The sequence below is a fragment of the Xenorhabdus sp. Sc-CR9 genome, assembly GCF_963897815.1.
GTDB lineage: Bacteria > Pseudomonadota > Gammaproteobacteria > Enterobacterales > Enterobacteriaceae > Xenorhabdus.
Window position 1 is genome coordinate 45,429 of record NZ_CAWQTY010000055.1, and the last position, 13,195, is coordinate 58,623.

Annotated in this window: 13 protein-coding genes; 9 read left to right on the forward strand and 4 right to left on the reverse strand. The window is 39.5% G+C overall.

All coding sequences use genetic code 11. The features are described from left to right. Positions 1–7 precede the first annotated feature (7 nt). The gene (tnaA, locus tag AACQ81_RS03065) at positions 8–1,414 is read right to left on the reverse strand and encodes a tryptophanase (protein ID WP_237386260.1); all 1,407 of its coding nucleotides are present in this window, start codon (positions 1,412–1,414) and stop codon (positions 8–10) included. 632 nt (positions 1,415–2,046) lie between these two features. Here tnaA and AACQ81_RS03070 point away from each other — a divergent pair. Then, positions 2,047–2,397, forward strand: a complete 351-nt coding sequence (locus AACQ81_RS03070) for a SymE family type I addiction module toxin (RefSeq protein ID WP_237386261.1) — start codon at positions 2,047–2,049, stop codon at positions 2,395–2,397. Positions 2,398–2,653: 256 nt separating this feature from the next. Here AACQ81_RS03070 and AACQ81_RS03075 read toward each other — a convergent pair whose 3' ends face one another. Continuing rightward, positions 2,654–3,400, reverse strand: coding sequence for an SDR family oxidoreductase (locus AACQ81_RS03075; protein WP_443089530.1), 747 nt, complete (start codon positions 3,398–3,400; stop codon positions 2,654–2,656). A 585-nt stretch (positions 3,401–3,985) separates the two neighbouring features. On the opposite strand from AACQ81_RS03075, the gene AACQ81_RS03080 reads away from it, so the two are divergent. The 8 genes from AACQ81_RS03080 (at position 3,986) to AACQ81_RS03115 (ending at position 11,127) form a co-directional block, all read left to right on the forward strand. Beyond that, the gene (locus tag AACQ81_RS03080; RefSeq protein ID WP_237386262.1) at positions 3,986–4,312 is read left to right on the forward strand and encodes a DUF3761 domain-containing protein; all 327 of its coding nucleotides are present in this window, start codon (positions 3,986–3,988) and stop codon (positions 4,310–4,312) included. Between the two features lie 489 nt (positions 4,313–4,801). Continuing rightward, on the forward strand, positions 4,802–5,098 hold the full coding sequence (locus AACQ81_RS03085; RefSeq protein ID WP_443089531.1) for a transposase: 297 nt from the start codon (positions 4,802–4,804) through the stop codon (positions 5,096–5,098). Positions 5,099–5,720: 622 nt separating this feature from the next. After that, positions 5,721–6,491: a protein bax gene (locus tag AACQ81_RS03090; RefSeq protein ID WP_237386263.1), complete on the forward strand. Its 771-nt coding sequence runs from the start codon at positions 5,721–5,723 to the stop codon at positions 6,489–6,491. 284 nt (positions 6,492–6,775) lie between these two features. Further along, the gene (locus AACQ81_RS03095) at positions 6,776–8,197 is read left to right on the forward strand and encodes an MBOAT family O-acyltransferase (protein WP_237386264.1); all 1,422 of its coding nucleotides are present in this window, start codon (positions 6,776–6,778) and stop codon (positions 8,195–8,197) included. After that, positions 8,184–9,320 (forward strand): SGNH/GDSL hydrolase family protein, encoded by a 1,137-nt coding sequence (locus AACQ81_RS03100; protein WP_237386265.1) that lies wholly within the window; start codon positions 8,184–8,186, stop codon positions 9,318–9,320. The genes AACQ81_RS03095 and AACQ81_RS03100 overlap by 14 nt, the downstream gene beginning before the upstream one ends. Next, on the forward strand, positions 9,307–10,521 hold the full coding sequence (locus tag AACQ81_RS03105) for an SGNH/GDSL hydrolase family protein (protein WP_237386266.1): 1,215 nt from the start codon (positions 9,307–9,309) through the stop codon (positions 10,519–10,521). Before AACQ81_RS03100 ends, AACQ81_RS03105 begins: the two co-directional genes overlap by 14 nt. Positions 10,522–10,601: 80 nt before the next feature. Beyond that, entirely contained in the window at positions 10,602–10,853 is a 252-nt protein-coding gene (locus tag AACQ81_RS03110; RefSeq protein WP_237386267.1) for a type II toxin-antitoxin system Phd/YefM family antitoxin, read from the forward strand. Continuing rightward, on the forward strand, positions 10,843–11,127 hold the full coding sequence (locus AACQ81_RS03115; protein WP_237386268.1) for a type II toxin-antitoxin system RelE family toxin: 285 nt from the start codon (positions 10,843–10,845) through the stop codon (positions 11,125–11,127). The genes AACQ81_RS03110 and AACQ81_RS03115 overlap by 11 nt, the downstream gene beginning before the upstream one ends. 94 nt (positions 11,128–11,221) lie before the next feature. On the opposite strand, the gene gntU is transcribed toward AACQ81_RS03115, so the two are convergent. After that, positions 11,222–12,559, reverse strand: a complete 1,338-nt coding sequence (gene gntU, locus AACQ81_RS03120; protein WP_237386269.1) for a gluconate transporter — start codon at positions 12,557–12,559, stop codon at positions 11,222–11,224. After that, positions 12,559–13,095, reverse strand: coding sequence for a gluconokinase (gntK, locus tag AACQ81_RS03125; protein ID WP_237386270.1), 537 nt, complete (start codon positions 13,093–13,095; stop codon positions 12,559–12,561). The genes gntU and gntK overlap by 1 nt, the downstream gene beginning before the upstream one ends. Positions 13,096–13,195 lie beyond the last annotated feature (100 nt).

Genomic DNA, 13,195 nt, shown 5'->3' on the forward strand with positions numbered 1-13,195 from the left:
CTAATTATCACATATCTGAAATCGGTTTCAGCCTCGCCATAAAATGACGTAATATCGGTGGTTCATAGGTAAAAGTTAATCCCTTGATGCTCGATGCCCTCGCCTTCAATTCCATAAATGCTTCAACAACATAATCCATATGATCATTGGTATAAACACGGCGAGGAATAGTTAATCTCATCAGTTCCATTGGTGATTCTCTTTGTTTGCCTGTTTCGGGATTACGCCCCAATAACAAAGAGCCAATTTCCACACTTCGGATACCTGCTTCCAGATATAATTCATTGTTCAATGCATGAGCCGGGAATTGATCGCTGGGTATATGGGGCAAAAATAATTTCGCATCAACAAAAACAGCATGGCCTCCGATGGGATACTGAACAGGAATCCCCACTTTTCTTAGCTGTTCCCCCAGATAAGTTACCTGATTAATACGGTAAGATAGAAAATCTTCATCCATCCCTTCTTCAAGACCTATCGCCAACGCTTCCATATCTCGCCCACTCAATCCTCCATAAGTTACAAACCCTTCCATCGGAATACAGCGAATACACACTTCATTAAACAATGCCTCATTATCACGAAAACTACAAAGACCACCTATATTCACCATCGGATCTTTTTTCGCTGACATTGTAAGCATATCGCCATATTGATATATTTCTTTGATAATTTCCTTGATGGATTTATCTGCGTAACCTTCTTCCCTTTGTTTAATAAACCACGCATTTTCACAAAAACGTGCTGAATCAATCACGACAGGAATATCATATTGTCTTGCTATCTCATATACCGCTTTCATATTGGCAAGAGAAACGGGTTGCCCTCCCGTACTATTACAGGTAATAGTCGTTATAATCGCTACAATATTATCTTCACCGTATTCCCTGATAGTCTGTTTGAGCATCTCGATATCAAAGTTACCTTTCCAATCATAATAATTATTTGTATCAAAGGCTTTATTGGTAACAACATTGACCGCTTTAGCACCATTTAATTCAACGTGTGCCATAGTCGTATCAAAATGAAAATTAGAAATAAATACAGGATGTTTCGCGCCACTTTTTAATTTGTTACGGGCAATCAAAGCAGGAAATAAAATTTGCTCTGCACCACGTCCCTGATGAGTGGGAATAGTATATTGGTAACCAATCAATTCTTTGACTTTATCAGCTAAATGGTAATAGTTACGAGATCCTGCATAAGATTCATCCCCCATCATCATGCCCGCCCATTGATGATTACTCATTGCTCCTGTTCCAGAGTCAGTCAGAAAATCAATATAAACCATATCAGAAGGCAGCATAAATGGATTATATCCTGCCATTTCCAATGCAGCTTCACGCTCTGAGCGGTTTGTCATTCTAATATTTTCTACCATTTTAATGCGAAAAGGTTCTGGAATACGTTTCATTCAAATTTACCTATTAAAAAAATGCAATAACAATTATTCACATAAATTAAATCATTGGGAACTCATTAATGAAAATACCAAAAGATCCCTATTATTCATATACCCACCGTCTTTCAAATGATAGTTTTGTCGGTTGTATCCCAATATCCATTGGGTATACATGAAATATTTCATTTCTAATAAAATAATAAACATAATAATGTTAAAACCAATTAAAAAAGTATACCAGGGAAATAATAACTATAAAAAATAACTATAAAAAATAACTATAAAAAATAACTATAAAAAATAACTATAAAATCATTCAAAAAATATGACTAAAATAAATCAAATTATAATCTGCCAAATAAATCCCCCTACTATTACGTTATGTCGTCTATTTAAAAAATGATTTCGCAATGTAATTGAAACAAAATATTTAATATTGTATAAATATACAGTAATTTTTTGCGAGTCACTTCTCAAAGAACAACATTGTCGATAGCATGTTAGTCAACTAAACGCTAGGGTAGATATCGATCATTAATCAATGAGTGCGGTACAAATAAAAACACATATAATTCCGCGGTGCAGTGCGGGCAAAGTGCTGATAAAGTATCGTCGTACACCCAAATAACACAAGGAACGTATAAATGAGCCTTCATGTTTCATTTCGCCAGACTGACATTGATATTCCGGAATTAATACTTAATGGCTGTGAACTCCGCGATGCTGGATTTACCGCAAATGAGTTATTTCACATATCACAATTTTCCAATGGTCTCATTATCTCTCTCGTTGCTCCCAATATAGATTTAGTCAGTTTGATCAAAGAAGTAGAAGATAATCCCTATGAAGGGATCGATAGCATTCGTGAGAATGGTGAGCTTTATATCGCGGGGGACTGGTTAACAATCAGCAACTTAATAGAACAGCCTATTCATATTGAGGTGGAACCCGGCAAGATTACTCTTAAGCCAAAGTTGATGGAAATGCGGGCTTAATACTATTGTCAATTTAAAACCACGGTTCATTTAAATGATGTTATCTGTTTAAAAACCTTCTATGTTTAAAACCTGTGTTTAAGGCAATATATTTAAAATCTATGTATTTAAAATCATGCAGTTAAAACCATGTATTTGAAACCACATGTTTAAAATAATTAGCCGGAAAATCATTGAGAGAATTCCGGCTTACGGAACCCGGATATGTCCCATCAGTCTCAAGTTGCTGCGTGGCAATCTATGCCCACAATAATGTTTATTTCCCACCAGCCAAGTCAATAAAATTGCCCGTAACATATGATGATTCATTCGATAGCAGCCATGCAATGGCCTGAGCAACTTCTTCTGGCTGACCACCGCGTTTCATCGGCAAAAAATCCTTGATTCTATCAACGCGTTCAGGCTCCCCACCATCAGCATGCATGTCAGTATAGATAAACCCCGGACGTACTGTATTTATTCTAATACCCTGTGCAGCCACTTCTTGTGCCAACCCTATTGTCATTGTATCAATGGCACCTTTCGATGCCGCATAATCAACATATTCATGAGGAGAACCCAGTCTGGCGGCAGCGGAAGACATATTCACGATTACGCCACCGTGTCCACCATGACGAAAAGCCATTCTTTTGACAGCTTCGCGGGAACAAAGAAAAGTACCGGTAATATTCGTTGCAAAGATTTCATTTAACCTTTCCGCAGTTAACTGCTCAATAGTCGCTTGAGGCTTTAAAATTCCGGCATTGTTCACTAATCCAGAAATGTACCCCAGCTCCTTTTCCGCCCGCTGGAATAACATCATGACTTGTTTTTCATCTGCGATATCCACTTGAACTGCCATTGCTGGCTGCCCAAGAGCACGGATCATATCCACCACTTCATTAGCTTGTTCTTCATGGCTACGATACCCAATGCAGACATGATGACCCCGTTTTGCCAAACAAAGCGCGGTAGCCTTACCAATACCCCGTGAACCTCCTGTAATGATTGTCACTTTTTGCACAATGTCATTCTCCTCATTTTCAGTGTTATTTTTTACCTCAAAATCCTGAGCACGCACTAGTTGACTCATCGATTTCAAATCAGCCATCAGAGCATCAAAATTGTATCCGTGACTTCCCGTTATCCAACTGCCTTGAATAAGTCGCATCGCAAACCTGTCAGTAGAACAAATACAGGAAATAATTAGCTAAGTGATCGCTTCCCCAAGGTTTCCATGCAAGGCTAATTGCATAGATTACGTATTCATGGAGTAATTCTGTTGTGAAATTAATATAACGATATGGAAAATAACAAATATTATACGATTTTCACTATTTATTTAAAACATATACCTCTCACGATAATTGTTATCCCATTCCTCAGCAATCTGTAATATTTATTTGATTTTCCTTGTCTATTTCAATGCGAAAATAGTAGGGTAAAATGTAAATACAATTAGTTACCGATAAAAACGATTTAATAATTAAAAGTAAACATCTATAAAATTATTACCTATATCAAATTTACAATCATATCATTCAAAACTATACTCCAGATTGCAAGAGTAGATTTCGTATTTACGTACTCTAACCAGAGGATATAAGTGATGAAAAGCTTGAAGTTATCAGTTACCGCATTACTGGTGTTATTTTCAAGTACAGTACTTGCAGCACCCGCGGTATCCACCTCATCTGAAGCCGTTTCAAAAACCGCAACAGCAGTTGAAAATAATGTTAAATCCACAAAAAACAAAGTTAACTCGCCAGAGAAAAAAGTAACCAAAAAAGCAAAAAAGCAAAAAGCATCCAAGAAGAGTAATAAACCCGCAAAAAAAGGCGCCAATACGGCACTTTGTAAAGACGGGACTTATAGCAAGAGCAAATCTAATAAAGGAGTCTGCTCTCGCCACGGCGGCGTTGCTAAGTGGTTATAATATGATATTTATCTTTCATAATGCATAATCAGGGAGATTAAGCTCCCTGATTCTTTTTGCATCTTAACTTCATTTTTTTAATCGAATCCATTAAGAATAATTCACTTCTTAACCAGAAAAAATTGGAATGATAATGCTATTTACTGGTGATGATAAAATAAGAAAGCCCATAATTAAGTTACTTACCTATAACTGAACACTCCATTCTGTTCAAGAACTTTGCATTAGTTAAAAATTAAACCAGAGATGATTTTACCAACTGGCTAAAGGGTATAACTTATGAATTTATTGATTCAATAAAAAATATAATAATACTTTTCATTACCATGACTATATTTTAATTTCTCAGAATCACAAACTAAATCATTCTTTACAACTACACCCAGTCACCGTTTTTATAAACATATGGTTAGCTATGCTTTTGAGGAATCGCATAGAACACAATCTGGAGATCAAATCTTGCTTTTCACTTTTAATATATAAACCCGAATTCTGGATAAGAAATTGACGAGAAGCCTGTTCCAGGAGCAATGTTTTGGTGCTCGCCGGAACATGAAAGCACAAACGCAGACAGAGTGGGATAGCATAATGTTATTAAAGCGGTTTATTATCGAAATAATTAATGGTCAATTGAAGCTTATTCCTCAAATAGAGCATTCTCGCCACCGAATTATAGAAGGATTTCAGTTGACCGTTTTAGGTGGATCGCTTGCTTACTGTGTTAAAGAAAAGAAACCGTCACCAAAGATTTTCTACTCAGATGACGATTTCCCAGCAGCGACTTAAGCAGAATTCGGGTTATACAATTAAATAATATTTATTTTTTCCATTATTTCCTTTTCATACTTAATTAACTTAATTTATATATAAATATCATGTTAAGAAAAATTCTCTAGAGAAAATTCAAAGGTACAACGCATAATCAATAAAAAATATCTCAAAATTATCATGTTCTTAATGAACTAAAATTGAGGTGAAACATCAATAATAAGCTCTGTTTTCAGGAAGAAATCAAAGTTACACATAGAATCAACATAAACAAATTTATATACAAAAAATGTATATAACTTTATGTTAAAATAAAAAAACAAAATCCATCATAGATATGAAAAAATAACGAATAAAAACAAAATATTAAATATAAAATCCAGAGATAGAAAATAAAGTTCCAAAACAAAAACATTGACTTTATAGTTAAAATCGCCAGATAAAATTACAACAATCATTACATTAACTTACCATACACCATAAAAAATATAGATATTTGTCAGTAGAGTGCTAATATTCGTTACAGAAACTAATTTTATGAATGACGAATAACAGTAGCCATATATTGTTTGCCCTGCTAATATTCGTTTGTTTTTTTATCCATAGTAATAAAACATAGTAATAAAACGAGGAGAAGCAAATGCCCTCTCGAATGATGAGGACAACTGCGGTCTTCGCTTTCTTTATCTCATTAATCTTTACCGGTCTGAGCGATGCCTCGACCAGTACCACAGAAATGAAAGAGTATTCTCACAATGGCATTCAGAAAAATTTGCCCGATTTGCGAAAATACCCTTCAGGTACACCCCGGAAGAAAGCGTTTTTAAATATTGTTGTCCCTGTAGTTGATCAGCATAACCAAAAAATTATGCAAGACCGCAAATGGCTCCTGTCACACCAGAAAACAGTCCACTGGTCTGTACAGGATATCGATCGGCTAAAAAAAATCTGTATAGATTATAAAATGACCTGCAATTCACCAAGACAGGTCAATTGGGATAGACTGCTAAGTCGGGTTGACATTATACCGACCCATTTTGTTGCCACTCAGGCGGCGGCAGAATCAGGCTGGGGAACTTCGGAGCTTGCCCAGAAAAACAATAACCTGTTCGGAATGCGTTGTGCTTCTTGTGGCAAGATCAAAGGAAAGATCAAAGGTTATTCTGTTTACCATACGATTGACGATTCTGTCGTTGCTTATATGAAAAATCTGAATACTCACCGTGCCTATGAGTCACTACGCTCTTCACGGGCAAACCAGAGAACAACGCAGAAAACACTGAATACCAGTAAATTGATTGATAATCTCAATGGTTATTCCGAACTGGGTGCTAACTATAATCGATATTTACACCGGGTATTTAATGGCAATAAAAACCTGATTTCGGAAGTACAGGAATTAGCACTCTAATAAATGCAGATAAATTCTCCAAAAACAATCTGTTAAGGAGAATATATTAAGGATAACATGCTAAAAATGACTTGCAGTTTAATGCTCACTCATTATTAGACAAAAAGGCGATGGAATCGCCTGTGCAACAGTCTCTCTACCATCCACTTTGTATTATTTACAAAGTGGATTTTTTTATAACTCTCCATATTAATTACCTATTGTAAACATAGGTAAATTCCATATTATAATGTACCCCAAAATTACGTTTCTTTTCCCAACGATATGGTTAGCCAGAGCCTAATATGAATTTTTTTTCTTTTGAGTTTCTTGGATCGTTTGTGATTCTGCTTCTTGTTTACTGGCTTTTACAAAAAGCCCCTAAGCTACAGAATAGCTTGTTGATTTTAGTTAGTTATTTATTTTTATTCTCTTTCTCAGCAAAATTCGCCTATATTTTATTCTCTTATACTCTATTTATTTACTTTTTAGCGAATATTCTTAGCCGTTATTTATCCAATAAAATCATATTCACTCTCCTGACATTTGGTATTCTCAGCTGCTTCACTGCCTTCAAGTATTACTCTTTCTTCCAAGAGACAATTCAACAATCATTAGCCAATATTGGAATTACCGTGGAATTGCCTGTTCTTGAATTACTGATGCCATTAGGATTGTCATTCTATGCATTCCATTCAGTCAGTTATGTTGTATCAGTGTGTAAAAAAGAGCTGCCCGCAGCTCCGTTGTCTGATGTTATTTTGTATCTTTGCTTTTTCCCCAGTATTGTCGCTGGCCCGATTAACCGGGCCAAAGATTTTCTACCGCAGATTCAGGCATCATCGAGAATGATGCTGGAACCGTTCAAGGCGCTATTATTGATCGCATTCGCTATCATAAAACTCTTTTTGCTCAGTTCGACGCTGTCTGAAAATTTTGTCAATCCCGTTTTTGAAGACCCGACAAGTTACCATGCCGGTCAAATCCTTGTCGCAATTTATGCTTACGCCTGGAATATCTATTTTAACTTTTCCGGCTATACCGATCTTGTCACTGGTATCGCTCTGTTATTGGGTTTTAATGTACCACGCAACTTTGATGCTCCTTATCTCGCAGAGAATTTACAGGCATTTTGGCGACGTTGGCATATCAGTCTGTCAACCTTCATCCGCGATTATGTCTATATTCCACTGGGAGGGAACAAAAAAGGCATATTCCGCAAAAACCTGAATATGTTTACGGCGATGGTGATTTCCGGCTTATGGCATGGCGCAGGACTCTGTTTTATTATCTGGGGAGCCATTCATGGCTTAGGGTTAATTCTCCTGAATATTAAAAATGCGCTGTTTCCTGTTGCAAAAAAATATAATGAACAACAAACGAAAAACCCTGTTTCTCTATTTTTATCCCGTGTGGTGACATTCCATTTTGTCTGCTTTGCCTGGGTCTTTTTTCGTAGCCCAACCTTTAATGATGCTTTAGCTATCCTGGTTCAACTGTTTTCAGGAGAGACTTTTGCGGCTTTGTTATCCAGCGGTGGGTTATTAATGGCTTTCTGGTCGTTCTTTATTATCTATCCGTGGCTCGTGAATCTCAGAAACAAGATTGAACAGAGACATAATCTGATTTCCTGGGCTTATTACCCAATTTCCTTAGCACTGATCCTTACTTTGGTATTTATTTTGTCACCTTCTGGAATGCCGGGATTTATTTATGCCAACTTCTGAATTTAAATCTAATCTTAAAAAAGTCGGACAAATCACTAGCGTTATTATCTTAACCAGCTTAATGCTGATCTGGCTGAATCAAGGTTCGTTGGATAATTTCTGGCAACAGAAATACCACCGCAACAGTCCCTGGGCATCTATCAAAGGAGAGCCACTGTGGGATTTAGGCCATAATATTCAGCAAGGCGCAATTGCAGCCAGTAAGACATTTATGGCATATGCGAAGGGTAAATATCAGGATGATCCATCACACTCCATGAATATCAATGCCACCCGAACGGTATTTCTCCCTGATTTCCAGATAGGTTTGCGCTTTCTGGAAGGTTATGTGCATCCCATCAAAAACCTTTCTTTCACATTTCCGGAGTTACTGCAAAAAAATATTAAGCTCGTTCAGTCCCCATTACTCCGAAACGGTACTGTGCAAAGCGCTGCCGTTGAAATTGTCCCCAAAATTCATGTCAGTCTGGGTATAAAAGACAAGGTGCTATTTGCCGGTGATTCCATGATGCAGGGAGTCGCCCCACACTTAAAACGTCGTCTTACTAAAGAATATGGTATTTCCAGTATTAACTTAAGTAAGCAAAGTACAGGCTTGTCTTATCCCAGCTTCTTTGATTGGCCGAAAACCATCAGTAATGCCTTAAGAGAGAACGCTGATATTAAATTGGTCGTGATATTTTTAGGCCCGAATGATCCGTGGGATATACCGACAAAACGCGGTGGTGCCTATTTGAAATTCGCCAGTGAAGATTGGGAAAATCTTTATCGCCAACGTATTGAAACAATATTAAATGACGCTCGCCAGCGTCAGGTGGATGTCATTTGGGTTGGGCCGCCTAATATGCGTCAGAAAAAACTCTCCAGCAATATGGTTTATCTCAATAAGCTGTATCGGACAGAGGTCGAAAAAATGGGAGAGATATATGTTGCCGTTAATGATATGTTCAAATATCAGTCAGATAATTATTCAGATTATGTTGGTGATGGCAGCAGCAGGTTCAAACTCCGCAGCGGAGACGGCATTCATTTCAGTTTAAGCGGGCAACAAACCATCTCAAATTATCTGTTTTCATTGATCACATTTATTCAGGAGCCAGTTAAAGAAGATGCAACCATTTAAAAGATTCCGTTGGTTTTACCGGATAATGGGTGCAGGTCTGGTTATTGCGTTCTCTGTGAGCCTATTATCATGCCACTGGAAAAAATCCAAGCCCTTATCAGAACTCCAAATAACGCAGACATACCGTCAGCATCAACTAGCAGATTTTGGTGATCCGAATTTCGTATTGCTGACCAATAAACTGCGCCATAGTGATACTCGACAGCTTCATTTTGTACAATTGGGTGATTCACATACCGCAGCCGATTTTTTTACCGGCAAATTACGCAGCTTATTGCAGGATCGTTATGGCGATGCCGGGCCTGGTTTTATCCCCCCAATGAATATCCCCGGACAGCGTACTGCTACAGTGAAATTTACCGAAGATAAAACAGGATGGTGGCTTTCAAGCAGCCGAAAAGATAATCGGGCAGATTATCCTCTGGGCGGATTTATTGCCATTCCAGAAAGTACCAACAGTGCCATGCGAATGGACTCTCCCTCTGCGCGTGGTAAATACTGGCTAAGCGTGCTCTATCAATCCCATGACTCAACTGAAATTAAAACGCCGGCTGCCACAATGAATTTACCTGCAACACAAAGTGAGTGGCGTTTCTCGCCTGTGCAGGATGTTCGTTTTCCAGTCAATCTTTACCCACAGGATACACAATTGAAAATCGGCGGCTGGCTGATAAAACGTCAGAATCCCGGCATCATGTTATCCGCATTGGGCATTAACGGTGCCACCATTAATATGCTCGATAAGTGGCAGCCAGAGTGGATTGATACACTATCGCAAATGAAACCCGATATGGTGCTCCTCGCCTACGGCACCAATGAAGCTTTTAACGATACACTGGATTTGGCTACTTATCAGAGAGATCTGACAGCCAGAATACAAGATATTCGCAAAGCAATGCCACAAGCTGTGATCCTGCTGATTGGGCCGAATGATTCACTGAAAAACAAAACCGCAACAGGCTGTGGAGAGCAACAATCAACCCTGCTCGATAATGTGATTCAAATTCAGCAAGCCGTTGCTAAAAAACAGCACACTTTGTTCTGGGATTGGCGGGAATATATGGGCGGGCCGTGTTCAGTCAGGGGATGGAAACAACAAAACCTCGCCCGTCCTGATTATGTTCATCTTTCCGCTGCCGGCTATGAGCGCAGTGCTGAAGCGCTTTATAGGCAGTTTATTGGGTTGGTTGATTCCTTATGATTTATACACGAACCATATAAGTCTTTAAACAATGCTTTTAAAGATGCTATATTGAATAAAATTTCAACAAGGAAAGCAATATGTCTTATCAGATCCTGACAACAATAGCAGCCAGCATTACCGATTTGAAACGCAATCCAATGGGAACAGTAGCTGATGGTGAAGGTGGGGCTGTCGCTATCCTTAATCGTAATGAACCTGCATTCTATTGTGTTCCGCCGGAGCTTTACGCTTACTATTTAGAACTTGCAGAAGATGCCGAATTAAATCGGATTGCAGATGAACGGATGAAATCCGCTGAATTTGTGAGCGTCAATCTCAATGATTTATAGTCTCAAATTTGAAAAGCGGGCACTAAAAGAGTGGGAAAAACTAGGGCATCCTATCCGTGGGCAGTTCAAAAAGAAATTAGCTGAACGTTTAGAAAATCCCCATATACCTTCTGCTCGATTGAGTGGCCGCAATAATCGCTACAAAATCAAATTACGTTCTTCTGGCTATCGTTTAGCATACGAGGTCAATGACCATGTTATTGTTTTGTTAGTAATCGCTATTGGTAAAAGAGCTGGAAATCAGGTTTACTTAGCCACTGACGAACGAGAATAACACAGGAAAAAATAAAAGAATTTAACAACAAAAACAGCGCCTTAATCAATCATTAAAGCGCTACTAAATATTTTGCAAAAAAGACTTTAGAACATCACAGCATTGCGAAGTAAATCATGCCGACAACTGCGCCAGTGGTGCCGAGAATGGTTTCCATCATCGTCCAGGTTTTCAGTGTCTGTGCTTCTGTCGCACCGGTAAATTTACCAAACAGCCAGAAACCGGAGTCGTTAACATGGCTAAGTACCAAAGAACCACCCGCAATACACACAGATAACGCTGCCATTTGTGCACCAGAATAACCCAGTTCACCAATCACTGGCAGAACCAGCCCTACCGTGGTCAGACACGCTACAGTTGCCGAACCCTGAATTACACGTACGACACCCGCCAGAATAAAGCATGCCATCGCAATTGGCAGACCCGCACCAACCAATGCATTACCCAATGCCGGCCCAACACCGGAATCGACCAACACTTGCTTAAATACGCCACCTGCACCCGTTACCAGCAGGATAATCCCTGCCGGCTGAATGGCAGCGGAGCAAACATCCATGACCTTATCTTTGCTCATGCCACGACGGATTGCCAGACCATAAATCGCCACCAGACATGCAACCAAAATCGCCGTGAAGGGATGACCGATAAATTCCATCCATTGGTATAGCTCAGATTGCTTATCCACGAAACGGGCACCAATAGTTTTCAGCCCGACCAACACCAGCGGGAACAATACCAGTGCCAGGCTGAAACCAAAGGAAGGCATCTGGTTTTTACCAATGCTTGGAGTACTCAGATCCTCAGGCAGATCCAGCGTGACATATTTGCTGATAAAATTGCCGTATATCGGGCCGGCCAGTAACATGCTGGGGATCGCAGCACTCAAGCCAATCAGGATCATCCAACCAAAGTCTGCTCCCATTTGAGAAGCCAGCAGCATGGGAGTCGGCCCGGGAACCAGAAATGCCGCAGCCGACGCAACACCGGCAAACAGCGGGATCGCCAGCTTCACTACATTGCCATTGGTGCGGCGCGCCACGGCAAATACCACACCAATCAGCAACACAACTGCTACATCAAAAAACAGGGGCAAGGCACAGATAAGCCCGGCGATACCCAATGCGTAATTGGCCCGTTTTTCCCCGAAACTGCTCAGTAGTTTCACTGCAATCTGATCAAGAGCACCTGTTTCATGCAGAATTTTGCCAAACATCGCGCCCAGAGCCACAACAACAGCAAGAAAACCCAACGTACTCGACATACCGTTTTGCATGGTTTGGGTGATGTTTTCCAGTGGCATTCCTGAAAAAATTCCTGCCCCGATCGAAACCAGCATCAATGCAATAAAAGCGTGCATTCTGGCTTTCATCACCAGAAACAGCAATAAAAGAACAGAGCCGACGGCCGTCATAACCAGAGTTAATGTACTCATTAACGCTCCTCGCTAATACGGTCAATAGTTTTAATTGCGTTTTGGATGACTTCATCAAGGGAAGGTTTAATATCAATCTGATGAACATCTTTTTCATCACCGTCCGGCTCTTCCAGAGTCTCAAACTGTGAGATCAGCATTTGTGGTTTGAAAAAATGCCCCTTGCGTGCTTTCAGCCGACTTTCAATTAACTCAAAATCCCCTTTCATATAGAGAAATGACAGATTCTTATTGCCATCACGCAGTATATCCCGATAGCTTTTTTTTAAGGCAGAGCACACGAGAAGAGAGACATGATTGGTACGTTGCATGGCAAAAATGGCATCATTGAGTGCCTTCAGCCACGGCTGACGATCATCATCATTTAAGGCATGGCTTTGTGCCATTTTCATAATATTGGCGCGAGGATGCAGAAAATCCCCGTCCAGAAATACTGCCCCCAGCTCACGGGCAATCCCGTTGGCAACCGCAGATTTACCGCTGCCGGATACCCCCATCAAGACAAAAACATGATTTAACTGCTGGGTACCGCTCATATCAAACTCCTTTATGCAGACCTTACTGATTAGCTATCCATTTGAATTAAATTAAAAATATTAGCCATGCAATATGACCAGCCAAACAGTAACTTTAAAA